This window comes from Pantoea sp. JKS000250 (assembly GCF_003201065.1).
Lineage (GTDB): Bacteria > Pseudomonadota > Gammaproteobacteria > Enterobacterales > Enterobacteriaceae > Pantoea > Pantoea vagans.
Genome location: NZ_QICZ01000002.1, coordinates 69446 through 95264, shown reverse-complemented (window position 1 = coordinate 95264; position 25819 = coordinate 69446). Strand labels below are relative to the sequence as shown.

Sequence of the window (25819 nt, the reverse complement as noted above, 5' to 3'; positions counted from 1 at the left end):
CAGGTGTCTAACCTCTATCCGGAGTCGCAATGATGAAACTGAGTGGAAAAGTCGCCCTTGTCACCGGGGGTAATAGCGGTATCGGCCTTGCTGTCGCTCGTCGTTTTGCAGAGGAAGGTGCACGCGTGTTTATCACCGGCCGGCGGGAAGCACAGCTGGCTGAGGCAGTCGCACTGATCGGCGGTCAGGTCGAGGCCATTCAGGGCGATATCACCCGCACAGACGACCTTGCGCGTCTGTTCGAAACCCTTGGCACCCAAGCGGGTCGCCTCGATATCCTCGTTAACTCTTCAGGTGTGTCTGAACCGGCCAGCCTGGAGGAAACCACGGAAGAACACATCGATCGCGCTTTTAATCTGAATGTGCGAGCCATGGTGCTGACGGTGCAGCATGCGGTGCGATTGATGGGTGAGGGCGGCAGTATCGTGCTGGTGGGTTCCGTTGCAGGCGCGATAGCGAATCCCGGTTATGGCAGCTATTCCGCCAGCAAGGCTGCGGTACGGTCTTATGCACGCACCTGGAATAGCGAGCTGGCACCGCGCGGCATCAGGGTTAATACGCTGAGTCCTGGTCCTACCAACACGCCGATGTTTGACCGGGCCAGCGATGAAGTCAGGCAGACGCTGACCGCCCGGATCCCGGCAAAGCGGCTGGGACACCCTGAGGAAGTAGCGGCTGCGGCACTGTTTCTGGCTTCAGATGAAAGCAGCTATATCAGTGGCACCGAGCTGGTCATTGATGGCGGGATGATTGCTTAGGCGATTTTCGTCGAGTGATGGGGGATGGCTTAATGGCATGGCAGGGAGGGTTTGGACTCATTAAGACGCTCCCCCGATAAGAATGTGTCTAAGACTGATATTTATACCCTTAGATTTGTTCTGGCCCGTCTTTACTGTTCAGAGTCAAAAGTCAGTCCGCAGCGTAAAATCATATTGCGTCAGTTTATTATTTCTGCAGGTTTTTCACTTTCGGGAGACCAGTAACCCCCACTGCCATGATAGGTTTCAGCTCCCAGCACGAATATGGTTCCGCAATGATTACAGGCGAAATGGTAATCAACGATATCCCCCCAAATCATCTGTTCAGCACATTCTGTAAAGGTAAACTGATTCCAGTTAATGGTGGTTGTAACTTCGGAAATTATCTCCTCTTTAAGCGCGTTATGTGCAATACGTATAGCCCGGCTTAACTGGCGAGGTTCTCGAATAATGTATTTAACACAGAGATCCTGACAGTACTTACAACTCATTCTGTAAAACCTCCTTTTTACCTGAATGTTCAGGTGAGGCGCTATCGTCGGGCGCTGACTATCTCTTCTGAAGAGGCAGTCGCTATCTCTTCGGAAAACTATAAATGTGTTCTATGCAATGATGTGTATTCATTGTGAAGCAGAACGTCGGTCCATAATCTCTTTCACGTAATGCTCAATACCAATGTGATGTTCACGGTTTATTGCAGAAATAAATGTCTGCAGGAAATCTGATGCTGAGTGAAGTGTATTTACAATCAGTTTATCGAAGTCTTTCTGGGTAAATCGGTCATAGCCTTTTCGCGTCGAGCGCTGAAGCAAGGTATGCGCTGTAATTTCGAGAACCGCGCGTCTGTAATCATTGGAAAGCAGAATATCAAGATCGTCCCGGCTGATCTCAAAGTCAAAGTTATAGCTCATGAAACCAGAATCGACAGGCAGTGAGTAGGTCAGCTTCCCATCCTCCCGTGTCACATGAGGCTCATATGCTTCACCCATGAGGTGTACTGACTGCATATTTATCTCCTTTATTTTACTGGCGCTGCTTATCCCCGGACTTCCGTACTGGCCTCCGCGACTACCCAGACCACCAGACCCGCCAGGGCCCGCGTTTCCGCCGTTTCCGCCTTTCCCACCTGGTGAGTTGTCGGACGATCCGCCGTTACCACCATTTCCTCCGTTAGCATCCCTGTTCGTATTTTTATAGTGCTTATGGTGATGGTGTTGAGTGCCGGGTTCTGCACCAGCACCGTCGCCACCATTCCCGCCACGGCCTCCATTTGAAGCTCCATTGCCGCCGTTGCCGCCATTCAGACAATCGGTGCCAGAAACGCCATTCCTGCCATTCTGACCATCAGGGGAACCGCTTTGACCATCCAGACCATTCTGGCTTTCGCAGGCAGTGAGTTGCGGAGTGAGTAGGATCTGAGTATTCGCTGATACCGGCAGGCAAAATATCCCGAGCGAGAAGGAGACGAGGGATAATAAATGTCGGAGCCTGAACATTGTTAATTCATCCTCCTGGTTGATGGTCACCCGCCACAGCCATGCCCTCAAAGGGCAGCAAGAATGGCGGCTTCCATTTTCTCCGGCGTGGTGGTTGGTGCAAATCGTTTAATCGGTTTACCGTCGCGCCCGATCAGAAACTTAGTGAAATTCCACTTAATACGACCACCCAAAACGCCGGGTAATTCATCTTTCAGGTAATGAAAAATCGGGTGCGTTGAGGTGCCATTGACATTCACTTTGCCAAACATCGGAAAACTTACCCCGTAGTTAATGTGGCATGTCTGCGCAATTTCGTCGGCTCCGCCAGGTTCCTGATTCCCAAACTGATTGCAGGGAAAACCCAGTACCACCAGCCCCTGATCGGCATATTTTTTGTAGAGGGTTTCGAGGCCGGCGTATTGTGGCGTGAATCCACAGTGACTGGCGGTGTTAACGACCAGCACGATCTTGCCAGCGAAGTCGGACATCGGTACAGGCTGGCCGTTCAGGCTGGTGGCTGTGAGTTTATAAAAGGCAGACATGTTGTAATCCTCAGTGCGGAAACTGTTTTACGCCAACATTAGCACAGAGCACATGAGGAAAGTGGAACATGGAGAGCAGGTACTGAGTGAGAAGGCCCGGCATCCGGATTTCAGACGTTATCGCCAGGCGCTGATGATTATTTCCACATCTGATGTAAATCCTGGTTGTTATTCATGATGAATTTTAACCACGACCTTACCCTTTGCATGTCCCTGTTGAAGCCAGTTAAGAGCATCCTGAGTTTCTGCAAAAGGGAACACACGGTCGATCACTGGCCTGATTTTTCCAGCTTCAAGTAAATTGCTCATCTGCCCCAGCTGGTTGCCATCAGGACGAACAAAAAGAAAGGAATAATCCAGACCGCGCTTTTTTGACAGTCGCAAAATCCTGCGGCTCATCAGGCCAAATATCATCCGCAGAACGATATTGAGTTGTCTGGTACGCGCAAAATTAACGTCTAAAGGCCCTATCAGAGAGACTATTTTTCCGCCTGGCTTGAGGATGTTCATAGATTTCTCAATCGAATCATCCCGAAGCGTGCCGAGGACAAGATCAAAGCCACTCAGCACGTTTTCGAATTCCTGCTTTTTATAGTCAACGACTTGATCTGCGCCCAGCTGACTGACCCACTCCACATTAGCTGAACTGGTCGTCGTCGCGACCTTTGCGCCAAGATATTTCGCCAGCTGAATCGCAAAGCTGCCAATTCCTCCCGAACCTGCCGGAATGAACACCTTCTGCCCTGGCCGCAGACGGGCTCTCTCTGTGAAAGCCTGCCAGGCGGTGAGGCTGACCATCGGGAGCGAAGCAGCCTGAACGAAATCCAGATTTTCAGGTTTGATGGCCGCGAGACTTTCAGGGACCAGGGCAAACTCGGCCAGTGAGCCGTTGCCCCTGTCGAAAATGCTGGCGAACACTTCATCACCCGGACTAAAACGCGTTACCTGACTTCCTGTTGCAATAACCACACCCGCCAGATCACTGCCCAGAGTCGCTGGAAGTTTAAAATGTAAAACCGGTTTGAATATTCCCGTAGGGATCATGTTGTCTATGGGATTCAGACCCACAGCATAAACTTTCACCAGGATTTCATTGGGACCGGGGCTAGGGTAATCCACATTATCAAATCCCAGCTCAGGTGATTTTCCGTAGCGTTTAAACGTAAAGGCTTTCATCATGCTGGTTTTCATTTATTCATCCTCTCCAATAACACCCAGACCGTAGCCCGTTCCGAAAATTTCATTTTCAGATTCTCGTATCGAGCTGAAGGCTGTTCCGCACGACCTTATCCAGCAGGGTTGCAGGCGCAAAGCGGAGGACGAAATTCAGTTTTGCTGCGAGCGTTCCCGCCGTGTAGCGTATTTTTGGCCGTGAGGACTGGGCCGCTTTAAGCACCACCGCAGCCACGACCTCCGGACTTTCCGCTTCAGCCATTGCCTTACCGACCACGTTCTTCAACTTAGCCCGGATGAATTCATACTCTTCAAGCTTCGCATCCGGTTCGATATTGTGGACTTCAAACTGCGTTTTTATGTATGCCGGCTCAATGACAGAAACCCTGATGCCCTGGGTGCGCAGTTCATGATCAAGTGCGCCTGTATACCCCTCGACCGCATGTTTACTGGCCGCATAGAGTGCGACATAGGGCAGTGGCACGACCCCCAGAATGGAACCGATATTGATGATGCGCCCGCTGCCCTGGCGACGCATGTAAGGCAGTACGGCGCGTGTCAGCCTGACGATACCCATGAAGTTTGTGTCGAAGATATGCTGCGCCTGTTCGATAGAACTCTCTTCCGCCGCTGCCGGAGCGACGCCAAAGCCTGCGTTGTTCACCAGCAGGTCTATTCGACCCTCAAGCTGCATCAATTCGTAAATAGCACCCTCTACCGAAACGTCGTCAGTCACATCAAGAGTGAGTAATGGAAAGGGCTGTTTACTCGCCTGTGGGCCACGACGGCTGGTGCCATACACTTTATAACCCGCTGCTAAAAGTTTGTTCGCAGAGGCTTCACCAATGCCAGAAGAGGCGCCGGTCACCAGTGCTACACGTTTTTGGCTCATTCTGAGTACGCTCTTGTAATAGGGTTCGGAGGAATAACTGATTTAATGATGATGATCGTAATCATTAAAGTCAACTTGTTTGATTATGATCATCATCAATGTATGCTTGGGTTCTGTTTCAGGAGGAAAAAAACATGAAAGTGTCTAAAGAGCAGGTTCGCGAAAACCGGTTGCGGATCGTTGAAACGGCGTCAGAGCTTTTTCGTGAGCGTGGTTACGATGGGGTAGGCGTCGCTGAACTGATGTCAGCCGCCGGGTTAACACATGGCGGTTTTTACAAGCATTTTGGGTCGAAAGCGGATTTGTTAGCTGAAGCGATGAGTTGTGGTTTCACGCAGTCGGCAGAAAAAACCGAAGGGGTAGGTCGGGAAGCGTTTATTGAGTACTACCTTTCCCGTCAGCATCGCGATGACATGGGAAAGGGGTGCGTGATGTCGGCTCTGGGCACCGATGCAGCCCGGCAGTCTGAATCAATCCGCGAGACATTTGCGGCCGGGATTGAACGACAGATTGCCATCCTGGAATCCCAAAATGTCACGCGGGCAGAGCTGATAAATACCATTGCGCAGCTTGTTGGTGCATTGATGCTTTCGCGAGCCTGTCCGGATGGTTCCGGACTCGCTGATGAGATTCTGGAGGTCTGCCGGGCGCGTTTGCTCCGTCCTGATGCCAGTGGGATTTGAGCGGTGCTTTTCCGTTTAACTGGAACGAAGCCAATGTGACACAGGCTAGACTGCCCAGCCTGCTGGCGTCTCATTTGCGGCAGCGGGAGCGCGTAATCCGGACTTCCCGTTCCGGATAGAGGTTCCACCAACAGGTTTCCAATCAGTCGATCACCCACCTGGTACAGTGACTTATGACTCAGCCATTATCGCGGAATCCGGGATAAAGACTCATTCCGCCATCAATAAACAGTGTGGTGCCGTGAACATAGTCGGAAAGGTCACTGGCCAGCCAGACCACCGCATTCGCCACATCTTCCGCCGCACCGATACGTCCGTAAGGGATGAGTTTTAACAGCGCTTTGCCCGCTTCGCCCTGAGTGGTTTCTTCGTTAATAGCGGTTGCGATAGCGCCAGGTGCGACTGAGTTTACGCGTATACGGTCTTCACCCACTTCCTGTGCCAGGCTTTTCATCAGTAAATCAACCCCGCCTTTTGAGGCAGCGTAGTTAACATGTCCGGCCCAGGGAATGAGCTGATGCACCGAGCTCATGTGAATGATCTTACCTACAGCCCGGCTGATCTCCGGGCGGTGCGCCTGGTCACGAAACTGACGCAGCGCAGCCCGAGCGCAAAGGAACTGCCCGGTGAGATTCACATCCAGGACGGTATTCCAGTCTGCAAGCGACATCTCAATGGAAGGCGCATCTTTCTGCAGCCCTGAGTTCGCCACCAGAATATCCAGCCTGCCAAATTCAGCAATCGTCTGAGCAAAGAGATTTTCTACGTCAGCTTCCTTTGAGACATCACCCTTTACCGCAATGGCGCGTCCACCGTCTGCACGGATTTTGTCAACCAGTTCTTCGGCAGGTTCCGCCTGGCTGTGGTAGTTAACCACCACACCGGCACCAGCTTTGGCGAGTGCTTCTGCACAGGCATAGCCGAGACCTGAGCTGGCGCCGGTAACCAGCGCAACCTGATTTTCGAGTGATAAGATCATGAGGCTTCCTTAATTCTGTTAATGATGAGCGTCTTAACATGGACGAGTGCATAGGCCTGAGTCACTGAATTATAGATGCGAAGTGCAGGGTTGCCCGTGGTTTCGCCTGACATGCAGGGTCGGAAGGAGTTGATCCATAACAGCCGGTAATGAACTTAAAGCGTCTTTACCACCATCCCAGCCGCAGCCAGCATCATAATGGCTCCGGCTGAACGGAAAACGAGTCTCTGCGCTTTTGCACTGGTCAGAAGATGACGAATTCTTAGCGCGGCCAGAATAAAAACCGCACCAACATTTAACAGCACGAACACGGTAAGTGGAACCAGAATTCCTCCCCAAATCTGTAGCGAGACATTATCCAGAGAGATAACCAGAGGCAGTATCGCCAGATAGAAAGCGATGGTTTTAGGGTTGCCAAGCGTGATGGTCAGCCCTGAAAACCAGGCTGACGCCAGTTCTCGTTTTGTCGCTTTCTGGTCAATATTTATTGCCCGAGGCTGATGGCACCAGAATTGCCATGCAAGCATGAATAAATAGAGTGAGGCAGCCCAGTTAATCATCGTGAAGACGGCGGTATAGCTATGAGACATCACTGCCAGGCCAAACACCGCAACAGATAAATAAATTAAATCCCCGAGAATAAGGCCAGCCAGCATGGTAAAGCCAGCTACCGCACCACCACTCACGCTGCGAGCGACTAATGCGGTCATTCCCGGCCCCGGAATTGCGGCGGCTAAACCGAGTGCAGTCATATAAGATATTATCAGAGCAATATCTGACATAATTCTTCCTTCCATAATATTATTTGAAGAGAGAGGAGGTTTAATGCTTTAAAAAAATGGCCTGTCCGTGATTTATTTAAAATAAGATCACGATATACACTCAATCTGAATTCAGTTTTCCACTTTTGCTATTCGTAATAACACGTTGAAAAAGTAAATATATTATGTCGCAATAAGCGGGAAAATTGTTACCTATATCATTTACTCAATACTGATTTTGAGGTAATAATTACCCTTTATCAGTGCTATAACGAAAGGAATTTCCGACTATGACCCTAAGTCCGACAGATATGAAAATCCTCGAGATTTTACAGGACGATGCTCGCGTCACTAACCAGGTTCTGGCAGAAAAGATAAACCTCTCAGCTTCTCCCTGCTGGCGCAAAGTGCGCAGGCTTGAGGAAGAAGAAGTGATTCAGGGCTATCGTGCTGTTCTTGACCGCAAGAAAATCGGTCTGGGCGTGATGGTTTTCATTCGGGTCGTCATTGACAGTCATAGTGAGGCCGAGGCCAGAAAGTTCGAAGAAGAAGTGACTGCGCTGGAGGACGTGGTGGCCTGCTATAGCATCGGTGGAGATGCCGACTTTCTGCTACAGGTTGTAGCATCGGATCTGGACTCCTATGCTGATTTCGCAATGTCAGTGATACGCAGATTGCCAGGCATTAAAGAAATGCAGAGCATGTTTGTGCTTAAAGAGATCAAACCCCTCGTTTCTTATCCTATTAAGAAAATCGCTGAGTAGACTCACGCCGCCGGGACAGCCCGCGACAGAATTTTTAGTTAATAGTCCAGATGTCAGTTACATCAGCATTAGAAGAATTTTACTGCATAAAAAAAGCCCTCAGGACTTGCTCAGCCATAAAGTCCATGCTTTACCGCGTCGATAACTGTTGTACCGGGATCTGCCGGGGCATTGATTGTTTTCACCACGGAAAAAATATGAAACTTAATCATTTTACGATAGGGCAAAGACTCAGTGTGATGGCCGCCATCCTGCTACTGGCGACCCTGCTTGTCGGTTTGCGAGGCATTACCCTGAATACTCAGGCTTTGCAGAAAAATACCGACATCATGGCAAGCGAAACGCGTGTCGCGGAGAGCATTGATACTGCACGTAATGCACAGGTTCAGTTTAAAATTCAGGTACAGGAGTGGAAAAACACCCTGTTACGCGGCACACAAGGCATGCGTGTTTTCGAAAAATACAAAGCGGCCTTCCTGGCGCAGAGTGATAAAACTCAGGCGCTACTCCATCAATTGCTGATACTGCAACCCGAACTGGGGATGGATACGACCCAGGTGAAACAGACGATCGAGCTACACGCTCAGCTCAGACAAAAATACCTGGTTGCGTTGCAAAACTACGACATCCAAAACCTCGCCAGCGCCCAGCTGGTTGATGGTCAGGTCAATGGCATCGATCGTGAGCCGACCAAAATGATTGATGACGTGGTTCATCGTACGCTGGCACATGCTCAGAAGCTCAATGAACAGATGACGGCGCAAAATCTCGCCCAGTATCAGGAAACCCGCATGACCTTATGGATCGCGATGGCGGGTATTTTGCTTTCCGGCGTATTAATCACTGCCTGGTTAATCCGCAGCATCACCCATCCATTGCGCGAAGCTGTCAACATAGCGCGCACAGTGGCTTCAGGCGATCTGCAGACCGTGATTCGCCCCAGCGGACGCGACGAAACCGCAGAGCTGATGACGGCGTTACGAGAAATGAATATCAGCCTGACTTCCATCGTCTCTGGCGTTCGCACCGGCACGGAGAACATCGCCTCAGCCTCTGTTCAGATTGCCCAGGGCAGCCAGGAACTCTCCTCGCGTAATGAAGCGCAGGCAGGCGCGCTTGAAGAAACTGCAGCCTCCATGGAGGAACTGACTTCGGTGGTGAAAAATAACGCGCAGAACGCCTCTCATGCCAGCAGCATTGCACATGATGCCCGCTCCATTGCGGGTCAGGGCGGCAACGTGGTGGAAAAAGTCGTCCACACCATGAGCGAAATCCAGCAGTTCTCAAACGAAATTAACCAGATCATTACAGTCATTGATGGTATCGCTTTCCAGACCAATATTCTGGCCCTGAATGCTGCGGTCGAAGCGGCGCGTGCGGGTGCCGAAGGTCGTGGTTTTGCAGTAGTCGCGGCGGAAGTCCGTGCTCTGGCACAGCGCTCAGCAAAAGCGGCGAAAGATGTGCGTATCCTGATCGAACGTTCTGTGAATTCAATCGGGCAGGGCAACGAACTGGTTCAACATGCCGGTACGACAATGGAAGAGATTATTTTACGCATTCATCAGGTCAGTGAGCTGATTGAAAACGTTTCGTCGGCCAGTAACGAGCAAAGTGTCGGTATCGATCAGGTTAATCTGGCGGTCACCCATATGGACGCAGCCACGCAGCAAAACGCCGCGCTTTCTCAGCAGTCCACTGCTGCGGCGCAGGCTTTACAAGCGCAGGCTGAAATGCTGCTTGCCAGCGTAAGAGTGTTTAAAATTAATCCTGCACGTGCTTAATCTTTGATGTCAGGGCAGGGTACTTCACGATATCTTGCCCTGACAGTTTTCAGCGTAAATAGAAGCCCGGTTCTGAATATTCATTCACAACGCTCAGCGCAACAGGAATAGCAACCCCGCTTCGCATTATGTATCTGAACATAACTCACTTTCGGATCGGCAAAAAAACGGCGCAGCAGAACTTCAGCAAAATTTCCTTCAGCTATGTCTGCCGCTATTAAAAAGTGTTTTTCATCATAAGCACGTAATGACAGCACTCTGTTGTGCAGGACTTCAGGTAATTCATTGTGGTAAATGCCTTGTTGGGTGCATCCCTCCCAGACATAAATCGCATGCGTGCCAAAATAGGGTGTGTCTGCAGCCTGATAAATATGATTGATCAGAAGGGCGGTTTCACCTGCAGGAATATCACACAATGAGATTCTGTCGGGATAACCAGGATAGCACTCCACCTTTTGACGTATTGCGTTGTGTTCTTTCAGATAGCTATCGCTCTGTCCAAAAAGATGAGTAAATGGCCCGGCATCCAGACCTGAGATTTTAAAATTCATGATATCGCCTGTCGTTTTCAGCAGTGAAGAATGACGTTATCGGATATCGTTTGGTGAGACTCGCCGTTTCCGGTCAGGGATTTTTGGGAACGAGACTGTCAGGGAATTGCACTAGATGTGTCCCCCCCTCAGCCAGCTTTGACAACCTTACTCATGACAAACTTTTACGGATGTTAATACCTTTCCATCCGCGATAAGCCGTCAAATTGCCTTCACCTTTCTGCCCATCACCCTTCTCTGGTAACTTGTAAAAAATTCCCTGAACGCTACCCCGCTAACGACATATCCGTCACATAAAACAAAACTGCCATGTACTTTTTTGTGACAAATAACACAACCTCATTACATCCTCAGGCAGGGGCAAGATTTTATCGTGATAATGGTTTTACTCAGTACATTACTGTTTTACAGAGTACAACAAGCCGCTTTCTCCACTGCCCTTAAGCCGATGACAAAATTGTGAGGATCATCATGTCTGAAAAACAGCACATCACGACATTCTCTGCTGATATTGAGCAGCAGACCGTTAAGAAGGTGGTCTGGCGCATTTTGCCCTTTCTGATTGTCTGTTATCTGATTGCCATCATCGATCGCGGCAACATCGGAATGGCTTCGTTACAGATGAACGAAGATTTAGGGTTGTCGAAAGCCGTATTTGGTTTTGCAAGCAGCCTGTTTTTCTTGGGTTACTTCCTGTTTGAAGTTCCCAGTAACCTCGCCATGCAGAAAATTGGGGCAAAGATCTGGATCTCTCGCATCATGGTGTCGTGGGGCATTATTTCGGTCTGCACTGCTTTTGTTGAAAGTGCCAATACGCTCTACGTATTGCGCTTTTTACTGGGTGCAGCTGAAGCAGGATTTTTCCCTGGCGTAATTCTTTATCTGACGTACTGGATCCCGGGCAAGTACCGTGCGCGTGTGATTGCAACGTTCATGGTGGCAATCCCGGCGGCAAACTTTATAGGATCGCCTATCTCCGGTCTGATTTTGTCGCTCGACGGCTGGTTAGGCATGCGCGGCTGGCACTGGTTATTCATCCTGGAAGGTATTCCGGCGGTGGTTCTGGGGATTGCCGCTTTCTTCTTACTCAGTAATCGTCCGACCGATGCCAGCTGGCTAAATCAGGAACAAAAAGCGTGGCTGAGCACGACTATTCAGGCAGAAAACGAGAAGAAAAAAGCGATTGGTCATATCTCGCTATGGCAGTTACTGCGTCATAAGCATATCTGGGTGATGGCACTGATTTATGCGGGGGCTTCTGCGGCGGGATCAACTCTGAGCGTCTGGTCTCCGCAACTGCTGAAATCGTTCGGGCTGGATAACTTCACAACCGGTTTAGTCAATGCGATTCCTTACGGTCTGGCATCCATTCTGATGATTGTATGGGGCAGAAGTTCTGACCGGAGCGGCGAGCGTCGCTGGCATACCGCGTTAACGCTGTTCCTGATTGCAGGTGGTCTGCTCTCCGCCTTTATCACCAACAGCCTGACCGGCAGTGTTGTCATCCTGTCACTGGTATTAATTGGTGCCTACTCAATGAAAGGACCTTTCTGGGCGCTGGCGTCGGGATGGATGTCTTCCACTACCGCTGCTGCGGGTCTGGCTGCTATCGGTGCGATGGCGAACCTGATTGGCGGAGGGTTGATGGTCAACGTTTACGGCATCATTAATCAGGCGACCGGCAGCCATACGCTGGCAATGATGCCACTGGCTATTCTCTGCGGCATCGGCGGTATTGCGGTGCTGGTTATGGGGCGTAAAAAAGCGTTAAGCATTGAAGTTGACACTCACGCTTCGCCAGTCAGTAAATAACGTAGCATCACCTGCAGATGCTGAGCATTGCGTCTGCAGGTGAGTCCTTTCAGCTTTTACTGCCACAAGAACACTGTTTTAACTGCCAGAAAACTCAAGGCACATCCTGTGAACGTTCTTCCAAAGATCTTAAGTCGTCGATAGACTCATTCAGCAGATACCAGATTAGGTTTTGTGTTTCAGGTTCTAACTTTAAATAGTGATTTGACCCTACAAGTGAATTTAAATCCTCGCACATTAAAGTGATTGCTCAAAGCCTGCATCAGGCTGGAGCGAAGAAACAATCCTCTTTGGACTGAAGCGCTAATATTATAGCCATCAGGAAGTAGATATATCTGATGGAGCAATTTATATAATTCTTGTTTTACAGAGTTGGTGAGGATTAATAAGAAAGTTCAGCAGTTGCTCAGGATCAGAAAAACAGGATGCAATCCAGGAAGCACTTCGTTTAAAAGGCGTGTGTCAGGCGTCAATACCTGCTGGAAAATACATGATCCTAATCCCCGCCTGTTGAAGACAGAGCCATACCCGAACATAAGAGAACCGGTCTGATACAACGCACTGAAAAAACTCATTTTATCAGTCTGGCAGAATAACACGCCTGCTTAGTCATGTTCGCCACAATCAGGCATAACAAAACCACAATTTTAATGGCTCTGTTCATCCAGACCAGCCGGGCGCTGGTTAATATGCGGGCTATAGGTATTAACGTCCTGAAGCATGTATACAAGCCATGAAACAGATCAACACAGCATCTGCTACCTTCAACTGACTTTAACAGGCGTTTACACCCTACGGGGAATGCCTGAAACCAGCGATGGAATGATAATGTGTACAGCAAGGCTGTATCTGCAACAAGCAATTGCTGATTATCAAACGGTTACGGTTCTTATAATCTAATGTCCGTACACTATCCTGCGACATTTCATTACTTAGGATTTACCAGGAAAGTTGCTGTTGTCGCTTCAGACAGGCCTGCATTATCCCGAACTCTCAACACTTATTCGGCTATTCCCATCGAACAGGGTGTTCTGTCAACGTCTCGATAACCGTCAGCAATCCCATGAACCCATCCTGTCCTCACTGTCTTAAGGCAGAAATGAGTGGAATATTGCTGTATGATGTCGTCACTTCGATAAGTGAGTTGGGTAAACATACGATTCAATGTCGTTTATGAACCCGATTATACCTGTAAGCCACTAAACCTGAAGGTAGCAACTGACGTGAAGGATACCTACTACAACGACCAAAAGATAAATTCGTTAATCAAGGATGAACTGGATGCGTTCTTTGAGGATTACCAGGGTGTTATCTATGCATACGCTATTATGAATAAAAAAGACCCTTCGCAGATGCAAATTATTAACAACAACCCGGCGTGGTTTGATGTTTACCTTGAAAGGAAATATCAGTTTATCGATCCCGTCATTATCCGTGGTTTGCGCTGCGTTGAAGACTACTTTTGGGAGAATGAAGTTATTTTGTCAGAAGGTTACAACCTCACCAGGATTTTCAACGAAAGTTTTCAATATAACATTTATCGGGGACAGACATTTCCTCTCCATGACTACCTGAATAATCTGGTTGTGTTATCTGTTATTGGGAAAAAGGAATTTGATTTTGATATTGATAAACATCGTGCAAAATTCATGAGTTTCCTTATTCATCTGCATCAGAAGACGCTCAATCTGTATAGTCAACATCAGCAGAAAAAGAATGCCTTTTTATCACCGCGTGAGCGACAGATTCTTAAGTGGGTCAGCGACGGCAAAACATATGCTGAGATTGCTATTATTTTATCTATTGCGGAGCGTACGGTAAAATTCCATATGGGTAATGTAATGAAAAAACTCGGTGTTAATAACGCAAGACACGCGATAAAACTTGGCGCAGAACTCCGCTTACTGGAAAACTGAGCCAGATACTCATTCAAAGATGGCATAAGTGCTGTAGCTTTTCACGAAGCCAGTCTGAGTGTTTGTCCTTGATGATGATATCCTCAATGACGTTACTGTTAGCAGGCATAAAAATGTAGTAGATATCTTCTCCCTTTTCGGAGAACCCTTTTTGAATTACCTCTGTTTTCCAGTTGGCGTGACGGAATATGGCATACATGCCGCGACTGACCACTGCGTACATCCCTGTATATTTCTTCTTCATGCAAAAAATAATCATTGCAAGAAACAATGCTTTACTGGCGGGTAAACCATCCAGTTTTGCAGCGTCACGTCGTTCTTTGTCTAAAAACAGGCGAGTAATTTCACAGCAGGGCATATCGGTAGGGAGACGACACACTGCTGAAAAGTACTTATGGAAAATTTCGCTCATCATCGTCGGCTGGGTAGAGTCTATGAATCGTGCACCGCATAGCAACTGTCCGTCGTGCACACCCAGTAAGTAAGTGGTGTTTTTATTGTCAAAAAAGTCCTTTTCCATGCCGTCAATGCATTCGACTTCCCAGTCGAGTCGATCCCGAAATGTTTTTCTTCTGAGCCGGTATAACTCATTCGCTTCTTCAACCGATAGTTGATCATAATCACGCAAAAAAAAATCAATAGCAGAACTCATTAACTCGCCCTCAATAATCACATGATGAAACTATTACCCCTGCCCTTTAGGACAGCTTTTATTATATCGTACAGGTCTTATAATAAAAATGTGCCTGACCACTAAGCACTTTCATTGCCCGGCGGTCAGGTTATCAAAGACCAATGCAACACCAGGGAAAACCAGACGAGATTATGTAATATTCAAAGTCTCGCGTACAGAGTGCAAAAAGCATTCAAATAATAAAAATACCAGAATACGAAAAAAGTCAAACAACCATCATTAATTTATTGCCCCTTATTGTTTTAAGGGGCAAAATTTCCTGTTCAGTTAATCCAGTCAAATAATGAATGTAAAATTACGCATTGAGCGAGCAACATTGCTGTTCATTTGATAGCCAATGCAGTCAGTCTGCCTGGAAGTACTTCAGCAGTTAGCCAGCCAGCGGTATCATAAGGAATGATCAGTTGGTAATATCGAATTGTTTAGCTTCTGATTTTCAATTTACCAAATTTGCCAGATTTTAAGAACGCTTCCGGCGATTCTGAGATCACCCGGCTCTGCAAAAACTATCAGCCTGCTGACAGTTATTCATTATTTTTCGCGCATGAAAAATATCTCTGAACCTATTTTTTCCGGGTATTAATCCTCGATACAGCCATCGACGTTCCCATCAAATCTATACTGCGTTGGCTCACCAGCTAAATTAAGCGTAACTTAATATCATGCTTAAAGGCCATGGCTCGTTAACGTGGAAAATAATTCAGGCTCTGATCGTTATCCGTCATGAGGCGATTTATTGTTTTTCATCTGGATGTGGCATCAGCTTATCGGTATTGCCGGCAGTGACTCGTACTGAGGTTAGCCTGCCCTGAGCGAATAGCTCGCGGCAGGATCGTATCTAATAGCTAAGTCTCAGTTTCAACAGGCATTCTCGTTAAAACTGTCACGTGCCATAAAATCAGGGCATCGCACTGGTGTGAGGCTTAATTTCCCCAGTGAGGTTATTCGCTTAAGACCTGATTTTGTTGGGGTGTACAGCGTAAACATGGCAAATGCTCTGACACAAAAAAATCCTTCAGGGCAACCAAAAAAGCTCTCTTTTCCGGTCACAATTCTGCTTGCTGAACAGGATGAGTTGTTTGATGTGAAACGAATGACTGAGTTTTTCAGCAGCTGCGGCAATTCACATTTAAGCGGTCAGGTCGTGAAAAAGTGCAGGCATCTCGATTGCATTTTTGAGCTGACCGACAGCATGAAAAAGCATTTCGCACGCCTGTCTTCAGGAATATGAGGCCGATAACGGATGTGATGATTTAAACAATGAGAAAGCCTTTCTCATCAAGTGTGACTTCAACTGCTCACTTAAAGCAGACACGCATTATTTATAACCTACGTGCCTCGATGATAGCCTCTTCAGCGCCTTTAATGAGTGCAGAGACTCAAACCTGAAAAAATGCCGACTACATAGCGTTACAGCCTGTTCAGTCGGCTACAGAGATGGCTCAGGATACCGCGCTTTCGTTTTTCAGGGACTCCAGAACGTTCAGAATATTACTGGCCGCCACCGTACCCATCTTCACGTAGGAGTTATCACTGACGCCGCCAATGTGTGGCGACAGAATCACATTCTCAACATGCTGCCAGATATGCGGCGACGTCAGAGGTTCAGTGGGGAAACTGTCCAGTGCGGCCCAGGCGACGGTGCCATCATTCAGCGCCGCTAAAAGCGCATCATCATCAATAAGACCGCCGCGTGCCGTGTTTACCAGAATGGCGCCTTTTTTAAACAACGCCAGTTTCTCTGCATTGATCATCTGGCGGGTCTGTTCGGTCAGCGGACAGTGCAGCGAAATAATGTCTGCCTGTTGCAGCAGGTCGTTAAGTGAAGCGGACTCACACTCATCAGGAAAGGTCTTTGCAAAAGGATCATAGGCAAGTACCTTCATGCCAAACGCCTGCCCAATGCGGGCAACGCGACCACCAATTGCACCAAGCCCCACCAGACCCAGCGTTCTGCCTTCCAGCTCTACAGATTTATGAGTGGATTTGTCCCAGTGCCCCTGACGCATGCGCTGATCCAGCGTTATCACGGATTTCGCACAGGCTAAAATCATCGCCCAGGTATGCTCGGCTACAGCGGCTGCGTTGGCACCTGGCGCAGACTGAACGCGGATATCGCGTGCCGCGGCTGCCTGTTGATCGATAACGTCAATGCCGCTGCCGTGTTTTGAAATCACGCGCAGGGCAGGCGCAGCATCCATGATGCGGGCATTAATTTTTCCGTAACGGACAATTATCGCCACCGGATTATGCTGCTGGCAGAGTCTGAACAGGGTATCTTCGTCGGGCTGTTTGCCTGCATAAACCAGGCTGAACGCGTTCAGCAGGCTGACCGCCTGCGGAGCCAGATCGCTGGCCGTGACCAGAATGACGGGAAGCTGAGTTGTCATCATAGCGTCTCCCCATCCGTCAGCATGCCAGCGGTTTGCAGGGCTTTCTCCAGCCACGGCGCGCGAAGGTCACCATCACGAATGGCCGCAATACGCCCGGTCTCGAAATCCAGTTTTTTCTGCGCCAGTTCGAGCAGGGCAGAGATCTCTTCACGCGGCAGAATCACCACGCCATCAATATCACCGATGACCAGATCGCCGGGCTGAATAGCAGCACCCGCGACAGAAACCGGGTAGTTGACCCGCCCCGCAACAGATTTGGTCGGGCCACAGGGATTCAGACCCGCGGCAAACACCGGGAAACCGTTCGCGCTCAGTGCATCGGCGTCACGAACCGCGCCATCAATGATGATCCCCGCGATGCCGGAGGCTTCAGCCTGGGTCGACATAATCTCTCCGATTAAGGCACAGCTGATATCGCCTTTGCCATCAACCACAATCACATCGCCTGGCTGGGCGATTGCCAGTGCGGCATGGATCGCCAGATTATCGCCAGGCCGGACCTCGACGGTGATAGCGGGACCAGCGACTTTCATCGTGGAGGCTACCGGTTTGACGCGACCATGCAGCGTTCCGCGTCGACCGGCGACATCCGCCAGTATCGCGGCCTGGAACTGAGCCGCCTGTTTAACAAGTTCTGGCGCGACACGGATAATGTCGCGATTGATGAAGGTATTCTCTGCATGTGGCATAGATCATTCCTCTTTCGTTTTACCAGGTACAACTTAGTTGTACAATATAAAACTACTATATCGATGTTAATTCGCATCGCACCAGTGTTAAGCACTCATTTGTGATGTAAATACGATGTGAATCACAAATTGCGCGGTAAACTGCCTGCCGTCGCATACAGGAGGACGTACCAATGGGGAATGAAGGCGTAATTGCCGTAGAAAAAGCGCTGGCGCTGCTGGATTGTTTCAAACCTGGCGAGGAGTCGCTGACGCTTACCGCGCTGGCGCAGCTATCGGGTTATCACAAAACGACGGTCTATCGCCTGATGAACTCACTTGAGCGCATGAATTATGTGATTCGCCGCGACAATGGCGTCTATACCCTGGGGCCGAGGCTGCTCTATCTGGGCAAGCTCTATGAACAATCCTTTCATCTGGCCAGCATTGTTCAGCCTGAGCTTCACGCTCTGGCGACCGCGACGGGCGAAAGCGCCTCATGGTATGTGATAGAAAACGATCAGCGACTCTGTCTGTTCAGAGCTGAGCCTTCTGAAGGACTGCGTGAAACGCGTCTGCCCGGCACCTTTCTGCCGCTGGATAACTCTGCCATCGGACAGGTGCTTCGCTACTGGGGAAAGAACGAACCCCTGTTTGAGGCTGTACCTGAACTACCGCTGTTTACCTCCGGGATGCGCGATCCGCACATTGCGGCATTTTCCGTACCGGTGTTTGGAGAAGGCGACAGGCTGCTCGCTGCGCTGGCACTGACCGGGCCATCGTCACGTCTGACGCAGGCGAAGTGTGAAAGCGGACTGGGGAAACTGATGAAAGAAGCGGCCAGCCGACTTTCGGTTAAATCAGGCGCGCATAAAGTGACATGCGATAATTTTTACAAGATTTAGCTGACGTGAAGGGCACAGGTGATTCCATGTCAGCGCTGTGCTCTTCCAGAGCGGCAAGATTTTCTGGCTGGAGTCGGTCGATTTAAGCCAGGGTGAATTAAGGGATGTCTGGCTTGCCTGAGTACTTAATTCTCAAAAGACCCGCCGCTGTGATGGAGTGATATTAAGTCATTGATATTTGTTAAAATAATTTACTTCCGGTGCGCCTTTAAACATTCTGATTTAACGTCAGATGTTTAATGGCACGCTGGCCGCATGAAAAATCCCCCACTCTACCGCCTCAACATGAATTTCCTTCATGTTCGTTGAAATTTAATCACTTTTTTTCAACCGGATGTTGAGGCATAAAGTAAGAATTGTTAATAACTTTGAGTCATATGACTGGGTGTTAAGGGATAGCAAAGCTGCATAACCCTGAAGCAACAAATCATATCAGCGACCAGGATACCCGATAGCGATGAACAACTTAGCCTTTACCCTCAAGCGCATTCGTTTCGACGAAAACTATAACCCTTCGAAAAATACGCGGGCGACGACTAACTTCGCGAATCTGGCGCGTGGCGAAAAACGCCAGGAAAACCTGCATAACGCCCTGGCGATGATCGACAACCGGTTCAACGCGCTGGCGCACTGGGATAACCCAAAAAGCGACCGTTACGCTGTCGAACTTGAGATTATTTCTGCTGAGCTGAATCTTCAGCCAGGCAGCAACGACGAATCGTTCCCGGCGATTGAGATTCTGAAGACCCATATCGTCGATCACAAAACCGGTGAACGTTTCGACGGGATTGTCGGCAATAACTTCTCCTCCTACGTGCGTGATTATGATTTCAGCGTAGTGCTGACAGAGCACAATAAAGGCCAGACTGAATTCAGTCTGCCGGATGATTTTGGCCAGCTGCACGGCAACATTTTTAAAAGCTTCGTCAACTCAGCGGCCTATAAAGAAAACTTCAATAAGTCGCCGGTCATCTGCCTGAGTGTGTCGAGCAAAAATACCTATGTGCGTACCGGTAATGTGCATCCGGTGCTGGGCATCGAATACCAGCAGGATGCGCCTTCGCTGACGGATTTTTATTTTGGAAAAATGGGCCTGAAAGTGCGTTTCTTTATGCCGCAGGGCAGTGTTGCGCCGCTGGCCTTCTACTTTCACGGTGACCTGCTCAGCGATTACACCAATCTTGAGCTGATCAGCACCATCAGCACCATGGAAACGTTCCAGAAAATCTATCGCCCGGAAATTTACAACGCGAATTCTGCAGCCGGACAGTGCTATCAGCCAACGCTGCAGCATCAGGATTATTCATTAACCCGCATCGTTTACGATCGCGAAGAGCGCAGCCGTCTGGCCGTTGAGCAGGGTAAGTTTACTGAGGCGCATTTCATCAAGCCGAATCAGACACTTCTCGCACAATGGTCTGCTGAATCCGTTCTTTGATTAATTAAAAACTAAAGGTCACCTGCTATGAAAACTTTATTACCGACATCCACTGCGGGCAGCCTGCCTAAACCGTCCTGGATCGCGCAGCCAGAGGTGCTCTGGTCACCCTGGAAACTGCAGGATGAAGAGTTAGTTGACGGTAAAAGAGATGCACTGCGTCTCTGTCTGGACGACCAGGTTCGCGCCGGCATTGATATCGTCAGTGATGGTGAGCAGACCCGTCAGCACTTTGTGACGACGTTTATTGAACACCTCAGCGGCGTGGATTTTGAGAAGCGTGAAGTGGTCCGCATCCGTAATCGTTATGACGCCAGCGTGCCGACCGTGGTGGGTGAAGTCTCACGTCAGAAGCCGGTATTTGTTGAAGATGCAAAAATCCTGCGCAAGCTGACCGATCGTCCTATTAAATGGGCGTTGCCGGGTCCGATGACGATGATCGACACCCTCTATGACAATCATTATAAAAGTCGTGAAAAGCTGGCCTGGGAATTTGCAAAAATCCTCAACCAGGAAGCGAAAGAGTTAGAAGCCGCGGGCGTTGATATTATTCAGTTCGACGAACCAGCCTTTAACGTCTTCTTTGATGAAGTGAATGACTGGGGTATCGCCGCGTTAGAGCGAGCTATCGAAGGGCTGAAGTGTGAAACCGCCGTTCACATCTGCTACGGCTACGGCATTAAAGCGAATACCGACTGGAAGAAAACGCTGGGCACAGAGTGGCGTCAGTACGAAGAGGTCTTCCCGAAACTGCAGCGTTCAGCTATCGACATCGTTTCACTGGAGTGCCAGAACTCGCGCGTGCCGATGGATCTGATCGAGCTGATTCGCGGTAAAAAAGTCATGGTCGGTGCTATCGACGTGGCTACTCATGAGATTGAAACGCCGGAAGCAGTGGCTAACACGCTGCGCAAAGCACTGCAGTTCGTGGATGCTGAAAATCTCTATCCTTCAACTAACTGTGGCATGATTCCTCTGCCGCGTCAGGTTGCCAATGGCAAACTGCATGCGTTGAGTGCGGGTGCAGAGATTGTCCGCAGAGAAATTCTGGGAAAATAATCTTTTCCTGAGTAGCCTCAGTCCGGCTTCAGATGCCTGAAAGCCGGACTGAGGCTGCCCTTACTTTAACTTTGTCTGTCCCGCTATCCATCTCTGTAGGCTCTTCATTCCACTCCTCTTAAATCACGTTCAGATTCCCTGTTCTGAAACCTCAGTAGCGTAATTCGCTATGCTGTCGGGCGTGAATCACCTGGTCAGCGATCGCGCCCGTTTCAGATTACGTTCAGCTCAGCGTTTCGTCAGCGGAGCGGGGGTGATCCGGGCGGATTCTGAACCAGATCGCGTACATCGCTGGCAGGAATACCAGCGTAATCAGGGTACCGCCTAACGTACCGCCAATCAGGGTATAGGCCAGCGTTCCCCAGAATACGGAGTGCGTCAGCGGAATGAAGGCCAGAATGGCAGCCATTGCCGTCAGCAGCACCGGACGCGCACGTTGTACCGTTGCTTCCACCACCGCATCAAAAGGCGAGAGTCCTTCATGTTCATTATGGTGAATCTGGCCTATCAGGATGAGCGTGTTACGCATCAGGATGCCCGATAGCGCTATCAGTCCAACCAGTGCATTGATGCCAAACGGCTGGTTAAAGAGAAGTAGCGTCGGCACCACACCAATCAGTCCCAGAGGCGACGTCAGAAAGACCATCACCATCGCCGACATCGAACGCACCTGCAGAATGATAATCAGCAGCGTCATGGCGATCATAATCGGGAACAGCGGTGCCATTGCTTTGGTCGCTTTACCAGATTCTTCAATCGAGCCCGCCTGTTCAATGCGGTAGCCCGCTGGCAGTGAATCGATGATGGGCTGCAACGCGTTGAGCATCTGCTTTGAGACATCCGGCGGCTGCAGATGCTCAGCAATATCACCGCGCACCGTCAGCGTCGGAGTGCGATCGCGGCGACGCAGAATCGGATCTTCCATGCGTACGTCAACGTCGCCAATCTGAGAGAGCGGAATACGCTGACCTGAGGAACCGACTAAGGTAAAGCCCGCTATTCTGGCCGGATCGAGGCGGATGTTACCCGCTGCGCGTCCCATAACCTGCACGGAGCGGATATCTTCACGCACTGAGGTAATCGGAACGCCAGAGAGCAGGAACTGAAGCTGCTCTGCCACCGCATTCGATGTCAGCCCCACGGCCTGCAGGCGATCCTGATTAAGCGTGAAATGCAGCGTCGGCACCTTTGGACCCCAATCCGTATTAACTGTTCTCATCAGCGGACTGGCCTGTAGCACTGCCTCTACGTCGGCTGCGATGGTGCGCAACGTGTCGGCATCCGGCCCCATAATGCGATATGCCACCGGATAGGGCGAGTAGGGACCAAACACCAGCTGTGTCACGCGGATGCGCGCCTCTGCTGCAAGTCCATCAGCCGCCGCTTCGCGTAACCGGTGTTTAAGTGCTTCGCGCGCTTCCTGGCTGTCCGTCAGCACAACTATTTTTGCAAATGAGGGGTCAGGCAACTCGGGAGCCATGGCCAGATAAAAACGCGGTGATCCTTGTCCGATATACGATGTGACGATTTTTGCCTCCGGCTGCTTCTGCAGCCAGGCTTCGATTTTTGCCGCCGCGTTGCTGGTCTCCTCAATAGCGGTGCCATAAGGCATCTGGACTTCCACCAGCACTTCCGGACGGTCAGAGGTGGGAAAAAATTGTGCGTTAACCATCCCCATGCCGAGCACGGCAAGCGTAAACAGAGCCACCACCGAACCGGCTACCAGCCATTTACCTGCGATGACGCGGCCCAGAATATAACGGAAGCGGTTGTAATGGCGGGTGTTATAAATCGCGGTATGTCCTCCCGCCACCGTTTTGATCTCCGGCAGCATTTTCACGCCAAGATAAGGCGTAAACACCACCGCGACGATCCACGAGGCGATCAGGGCGATACCGACAATCCAGAACATATTGCTGGTGTACTCACCGGCAGTAGACTGTGCAAAACCGTTGGGCATAAAGCCCACAGCGGTAACCAGCGTACCCGCCAGCATCGGTGCCGCCGTATGACTCCAGGCATAAGCAGAGGCTTTGATGCGGTCATAACCTTCTTCCATTTTGACCACCATCATTTCAATCGCGATGATGGCGTCATCGACCAGTAAACCCAGGGCAAGGATCAGTGAACCCAGCGTGATGCGATCAAAATTCTTGCCGGAAGCCTCCATCACAACAAACACGATAGCCAGCGTCAGTGGCACGGCTGCGGCGACCACTACACCAACCCGCCAGCCCATACTGACAAAGCAGACCACCATGACCACCAGCAGGGCGACAAAAAACTTGATCATGAATTCGTCTACGGCTGAACTGATGTTGACGGCCTGATCGGTGACCTTCGTCAGCGTCATACCCAGCGGCATGCCGTCATTAATTCTGGCCGTTTCCTCATCCAGTGCCTTACCGAGATCAAGGCCATTCCAGCCGTCGCGCATAACGACGCCTAACAACAGCGCCTGTTCGCCCTGATTACGCACGATAAAGGTCGCCGGATCTTCATAGCCTCGCTCCACAGTCGCGACATCTGAAAGGCGCAGTGTTCGGCCCCCGGCAACGACAGGCGTCTGGCGAATCTTCTCCAGGGTGTCGAAGGCGCCATCAAGACGGATAAAAATCTGGGGACCGCTGGCATCTATTGAACCGGCCGGGGTCAGCACGTTCTGACTGTTCAGGGCAGAAAAGATATCCTGGGGAGAAATGCCGAGCGTGGCCAGCCTGTCATGAGAGAACGAGATAAAGATTCGCTCACTCTGTTCACCAATAATGTTGACCTTTTTTACGCCGGGTACATGCAGAAGCTGCTGGCGCAGCGATTCAGCATCCCTTGCCAGCAGACGCTGCGGCTCCCCCCTGGCCTTAAGCGCAAATAAGGCAAAAGTCACATCAGAGAACTCGTCATTAACCATCGGTCCGATAACGCCCGCGGGCAGGCTGCTGGCTTCATCACCGACTTTCTTGCGCGCCTGATAGAACTCTTCCTGTACCTGTGAAGGCGGCGTGCTGTCCTGCAGTGACAGCAGGGTAAACGCCAGACCCGGACGGGTATAGGTCTCACTGCGGTCGTACCACTTAAGCTCCTGCAGACGCTTCTCCAGCGGCTCAGCAACCTGATCCTGCATCTCCTGCGCTGTAGCACCCGGCCAGGCCGTGATAAGGGTCATCTGCTTGACGGTAAAAGGCGGGTCTTCCGCTCGCCCCAGTTCGAAGAACGACAGGATACCGGCGACAGTAATCAGAATGATCAGGAAGAGGGTAATCGAGCGCTCGCGCACAGCCAGCGCCGAGAGATTGAAACGTTCCTTGCTCATGGATGACTCCCCGCGCTGCGCTCGTTGCCTTGCGGTGCCGTGCGCACTTTTTCACCCTCATGAAGCAGGTGCGCGCCAAGCGCAACGACCTGCTCACCCGGCTTGAGGTTTCCGACAACGCCGGCATTGTCATCCCCAAGGTTGATCACCTGCACCGGTCGCCATGAGACGGTTGTGGGCTGACCTGAAATGCCCCAGACGCCCGGCCCTTTCCCCGGATCGTAGAGCGCGGCTAAGGGCACGTTCATGACCGAAGCTTTGCTGGCGTTTTCCGCGATGTTAAGCGTGACGGTCGAGCCGAGCGGTGCATTAGCCAGTGAACCTTCCAGGACATATCTCGCTTCAAAGGTTCGCGTCACCGGATCAGCGGCATCGGATAGCAGGCGTAACCTGGCGGGCACCTGTTTATCGCCGGAGCCATAAAGCGTGGCCTGAGCATCGCTGTCCGGCGCAGGCCTGAGCGTCTCCGGTAATTGCACAATGGCCTCGCGCTGACCGGCTCTGGCGAGGCGGATAACGGCCTGTCCGGCACTGACCACCTGACCCGGTTCTGCCAGCGTATCCACGACAACGCCATCGGCGTCGGCCAGCAGCACCGCATAACCGGTTGCATTCTGCGCGACGCTGGCCTGGGCCTGTGCGGCTCTGAGATCGGCTCTTGCCGTATCGGCGGCGGCCTTTATCTGGTCGTAGGCTGATGCCGACACGGCACCCGTCGCGACAAGGCCGCGATAGCGCGCTTCATCCTGCGTGGCTTGCTTAGCCCGTGCCCGTGCTGCCTCCACAACCTGTTGCTGAGCCTGAGACTGCAGTGTCAGGTCAATCGGATCCAGACGCATCAGCGGCTGACCGCGTTTGACCGCCTGACCGGTATCCACCAGACGTTCAAGGATTTTGCCTTGTACTCTGAAACTGAGATCGCTTTGAATCCGGGCGACCACAACGCCGGTAAAGGCGTGGGTTCGATCTATCGCGCTTACCACGGTTGCAGTCCGCACCAGTGGAGCCTGCGTTCGGGGATCGTCGCGGGTGGAGGGTTCACCGCAGGCCACCAGGGCCAGCGGCAACACGTAAACAGCAAGGGTGGCGGATTTAAGCCTGAGCATAAGTTCCCTTAAAGCGGTAACAGGATAGTTTGCGCATTCTCATTCCTGTGACCAAATAAGTCAATGGTCACAAATGGCTGAATTTTCGTCATGAACAGATCAAGATATGTCACCGTGAAGGGGTTGTTAAAAGGGTCATGGCAGCTGAAGAGGGGT

At 50.6% G+C, this 25819-nt stretch carries 22 protein-coding genes; 10 read left to right on the top strand and 12 right to left on the bottom strand.

The genetic code is table 11. The features are described from left to right. Positions 1-29 precede the first annotated feature (29 nt). A complete protein-coding gene (locus BY447_RS20225) occupies positions 30-758 on the top strand; it encodes an SDR family NAD(P)-dependent oxidoreductase (protein ID WP_013196099.1) in 729 nt (242 codons plus the stop codon). 620 nt (positions 759-1378) lie between these two features. On the opposite strand, the gene BY447_RS20215 is transcribed toward BY447_RS20225, so the two are convergent. From BY447_RS20215 to BY447_RS20195, 4 genes are all read right to left on the bottom strand, one after another. Beyond that, entirely contained in the window at positions 1379-1765 is a 387-nt protein-coding gene (locus tag BY447_RS20215) for a hypothetical protein (RefSeq protein ID WP_110332281.1), read from the bottom strand. A gap of 536 nt (positions 1766-2301) precedes the next feature. Continuing rightward, positions 2302-2778 carry a glutathione peroxidase gene (locus BY447_RS20205; RefSeq protein ID WP_033784969.1) on the bottom strand — a complete coding sequence of 159 codons (477 nt, stop codon included), beginning with the start codon at positions 2776-2778 and terminating at the stop codon, positions 2302-2304. Between the two features lie 168 nt (positions 2779-2946). Then, on the bottom strand, positions 2947-3969 hold the full coding sequence (locus BY447_RS20200) for an NADP-dependent oxidoreductase (RefSeq protein WP_323859516.1): 1023 nt from the start codon (positions 3967-3969) through the stop codon (positions 2947-2949). 55 nt (positions 3970-4024) lie between these two features. Then, entirely contained in the window at positions 4025-4843 is an 819-nt protein-coding gene (locus BY447_RS20195; RefSeq protein ID WP_110332020.1) for an oxidoreductase, read from the bottom strand. A 134-nt stretch (positions 4844-4977) separates the two neighbouring features. Between BY447_RS20195 and BY447_RS20190 the strand changes: the two genes are divergently transcribed. Beyond that, positions 4978-5526 carry a TetR/AcrR family transcriptional regulator gene (locus BY447_RS20190; protein WP_110332019.1) on the top strand — a complete coding sequence of 183 codons (549 nt, stop codon included), beginning with the start codon at positions 4978-4980 and terminating at the stop codon, positions 5524-5526. A 178-nt stretch (positions 5527-5704) separates the two neighbouring features. On the opposite strand, the gene BY447_RS20185 is transcribed toward BY447_RS20190, so the two are convergent. Together BY447_RS20185 and BY447_RS20180 are read right to left on the bottom strand one after the other, a co-directional pair. Beyond that, a complete protein-coding gene (locus BY447_RS20185) occupies positions 5705-6505 on the bottom strand; it encodes an SDR family oxidoreductase (RefSeq protein WP_013196107.1) in 801 nt (266 codons plus the stop codon). A gap of 155 nt (positions 6506-6660) precedes the next feature. Continuing rightward, positions 6661-7287 carry a LysE family translocator gene (locus BY447_RS20180; protein ID WP_110332018.1) on the bottom strand — a complete coding sequence of 209 codons (627 nt, stop codon included), beginning with the start codon at positions 7285-7287 and terminating at the stop codon, positions 6661-6663. Between the two features lie 269 nt (positions 7288-7556). Between BY447_RS20180 and BY447_RS20175 the strand changes: the two genes are divergently transcribed. Further along, on the top strand, positions 7557-8030 hold the full coding sequence (locus tag BY447_RS20175; RefSeq protein ID WP_110332017.1) for an Lrp/AsnC family transcriptional regulator: 474 nt from the start codon (positions 7557-7559) through the stop codon (positions 8028-8030). Between the two features lie 197 nt (positions 8031-8227). Beyond that, on the top strand, positions 8228-9811 hold the full coding sequence (locus BY447_RS20170) for a methyl-accepting chemotaxis protein (RefSeq protein ID WP_110332016.1): 1584 nt from the start codon (positions 8228-8230) through the stop codon (positions 9809-9811). Between the two features lie 80 nt (positions 9812-9891). On the opposite strand, the gene BY447_RS20165 is transcribed toward BY447_RS20170, so the two are convergent. Continuing rightward, entirely contained in the window at positions 9892-10362 is a 471-nt protein-coding gene (locus BY447_RS20165) for a DUF1203 domain-containing protein (protein ID WP_013196111.1), read from the bottom strand. Between the two features lie 471 nt (positions 10363-10833). On the opposite strand from BY447_RS20165, the gene BY447_RS20160 reads away from it, so the two are divergent. Both BY447_RS20160 and BY447_RS20150 read left to right on the top strand, forming a co-directional pair. Next, entirely contained in the window at positions 10834-12174 is a 1341-nt protein-coding gene (locus BY447_RS20160) for an MFS transporter (RefSeq protein ID WP_110332015.1), read from the top strand. Positions 12175-13397: 1223 nt separating this feature from the next. Further along, complete coding sequence (locus tag BY447_RS20150; protein WP_013196114.1) at positions 13398-14090, top strand: LuxR family transcriptional regulator; 693 nt, start codon at positions 13398-13400, stop codon at positions 14088-14090. A 13-nt stretch (positions 14091-14103) separates the two neighbouring features. Here the strand turns inward: BY447_RS20150 and BY447_RS20145 are convergent, their stop codons facing one another. After that, a complete protein-coding gene (locus BY447_RS20145; protein WP_013196115.1) occupies positions 14104-14742 on the bottom strand; it encodes an acyl-homoserine-lactone synthase in 639 nt (212 codons plus the stop codon). 1027 nt (positions 14743-15769) lie between these two features. On the opposite strand from BY447_RS20145, the gene BY447_RS20140 reads away from it, so the two are divergent. After that, a complete protein-coding gene (locus BY447_RS20140; RefSeq protein WP_110332013.1) occupies positions 15770-16015 on the top strand; it encodes a hypothetical protein in 246 nt (81 codons plus the stop codon). Between the two features lie 211 nt (positions 16016-16226). Here BY447_RS20140 and BY447_RS20135 read toward each other — a convergent pair whose 3' ends face one another. Then, positions 16227-17174, bottom strand: coding sequence for a hydroxyacid dehydrogenase (locus tag BY447_RS20135; RefSeq protein ID WP_110332279.1), 948 nt, complete (start codon positions 17172-17174; stop codon positions 16227-16229). After that, positions 17174-17866, bottom strand: a complete 693-nt coding sequence (locus BY447_RS20130; protein WP_110332012.1) for an RraA family protein — start codon at positions 17864-17866, stop codon at positions 17174-17176. The genes BY447_RS20135 and BY447_RS20130 overlap by 1 nt, the downstream gene beginning before the upstream one ends. A 173-nt stretch (positions 17867-18039) precedes the next feature. Here BY447_RS20130 and BY447_RS20125 point away from each other — a divergent pair, with 173 nt between their 5' ends. The 3 genes from BY447_RS20125 to BY447_RS20115 all read left to right on the top strand — a co-directional run bounded on the left by BY447_RS20125 (position 18040) and on the right by BY447_RS20115 (position 21247). Then, positions 18040-18750, top strand: coding sequence for an IclR family transcriptional regulator (locus BY447_RS20125; RefSeq protein ID WP_013196119.1), 711 nt, complete (start codon positions 18040-18042; stop codon positions 18748-18750). Positions 18751-19207: 457 nt separating this feature from the next. Further along, a complete protein-coding gene (locus tag BY447_RS20120) occupies positions 19208-20188 on the top strand; it encodes a DUF1852 domain-containing protein (RefSeq protein ID WP_033784978.1) in 981 nt (326 codons plus the stop codon). 27 nt (positions 20189-20215) lie between these two features. Further along, complete coding sequence (locus BY447_RS20115; RefSeq protein WP_033735535.1) at positions 20216-21247, top strand: methionine synthase; 1032 nt, start codon at positions 20216-20218, stop codon at positions 21245-21247. A gap of 223 nt (positions 21248-21470) precedes the next feature. Here BY447_RS20115 and BY447_RS20110 read toward each other — a convergent pair whose 3' ends face one another. Then, a complete protein-coding gene (locus BY447_RS20110) occupies positions 21471-24557 on the bottom strand; it encodes an efflux RND transporter permease subunit (protein WP_110332011.1) in 3087 nt (1028 codons plus the stop codon). Next, on the bottom strand, positions 24554-25663 hold the full coding sequence (locus tag BY447_RS20105) for an efflux RND transporter periplasmic adaptor subunit (RefSeq protein ID WP_110332010.1): 1110 nt from the start codon (positions 25661-25663) through the stop codon (positions 24554-24556). The genes BY447_RS20110 and BY447_RS20105 overlap by 4 nt, the downstream gene beginning before the upstream one ends. Positions 25664-25819 lie beyond the last annotated feature (156 nt).

Bases quoted from the DNA above. Each gene is read 5' to 3' on its own strand.
- BY447_RS20140 (WP_110332013.1), top strand. From the start codon at position 15,770: ATGGCAAATGCTCTGACACAAAAAAATCCTTCAGGGCAACCAAAAAAG.
- BY447_RS20215 (WP_110332281.1), bottom strand. From the start codon at position 1,765: ATGCAGTCAGTACACCTCATGGGTGAAGCATATGAGCCTCATGTGACA.
- BY447_RS20165 (WP_013196111.1), bottom strand. From the start codon at position 10,362: ATGAATTTTAAAATCTCAGGTCTGGATGCCGGGCCATTTACTCATCTT.
- BY447_RS20195 (WP_110332020.1), bottom strand. From the start codon at position 4,843: ATGAGCCAAAAACGTGTAGCACTGGTGACCGGCGCCTCTTCTGGCATT.
- BY447_RS20185 (WP_013196107.1), bottom strand. From the start codon at position 6,505: ATGATCTTATCACTCGAAAATCAGGTTGCGCTGGTTACCGGCGCCAGC.
- BY447_RS20170 (WP_110332016.1), top strand. From the start codon at position 8,228: ATGAAACTTAATCATTTTACGATAGGGCAAAGACTCAGTGTGATGGCC.
- BY447_RS20145 (WP_013196115.1), bottom strand. From the start codon at position 14,742: ATGAGTTCTGCTATTGATTTTTTTTTGCGTGATTATGATCAACTATCG.
- BY447_RS20190 (WP_110332019.1), top strand. From the start codon at position 4,978: ATGAAAGTGTCTAAAGAGCAGGTTCGCGAAAACCGGTTGCGGATCGTT.
- BY447_RS20225 (WP_013196099.1), top strand. From the start codon at position 30: ATGATGAAACTGAGTGGAAAAGTCGCCCTTGTCACCGGGGGTAATAGC.
- BY447_RS20115 (WP_033735535.1), top strand. From the start codon at position 20,216: ATGAAAACTTTATTACCGACATCCACTGCGGGCAGCCTGCCTAAACCG.
- BY447_RS20205 (WP_033784969.1), bottom strand. From the start codon at position 2,778: ATGTCTGCCTTTTATAAACTCACAGCCACCAGCCTGAACGGCCAGCCT.
- BY447_RS20130 (WP_110332012.1), bottom strand. From the start codon at position 17,866: ATGCCACATGCAGAGAATACCTTCATCAATCGCGACATTATCCGTGTC.
- BY447_RS20110 (WP_110332011.1), bottom strand. From the start codon at position 24,557: ATGAGCAAGGAACGTTTCAATCTCTCGGCGCTGGCTGTGCGCGAGCGC.
- BY447_RS20135 (WP_110332279.1), bottom strand. From the start codon at position 17,174: ATGACAACTCAGCTTCCCGTCATTCTGGTCACGGCCAGCGATCTGGCT.
- BY447_RS20125 (WP_013196119.1), top strand. From the start codon at position 18,040: ATGGGGAATGAAGGCGTAATTGCCGTAGAAAAAGCGCTGGCGCTGCTG.
- BY447_RS20120 (WP_033784978.1), top strand. From the start codon at position 19,208: ATGAACAACTTAGCCTTTACCCTCAAGCGCATTCGTTTCGACGAAAAC.
- BY447_RS20180 (WP_110332018.1), bottom strand. From the start codon at position 7,287: ATGTCAGATATTGCTCTGATAATATCTTATATGACTGCACTCGGTTTA.
- BY447_RS20175 (WP_110332017.1), top strand. From the start codon at position 7,557: ATGACCCTAAGTCCGACAGATATGAAAATCCTCGAGATTTTACAGGAC.
- BY447_RS20105 (WP_110332010.1), bottom strand. From the start codon at position 25,663: ATGCTCAGGCTTAAATCCGCCACCCTTGCTGTTTACGTGTTGCCGCTG.
- BY447_RS20200 (WP_323859516.1), bottom strand. From the start codon at position 3,969: ATGAAAACCAGCATGATGAAAGCCTTTACGTTTAAACGCTACGGAAAA.
- BY447_RS20160 (WP_110332015.1), top strand. From the start codon at position 10,834: ATGTCTGAAAAACAGCACATCACGACATTCTCTGCTGATATTGAGCAG.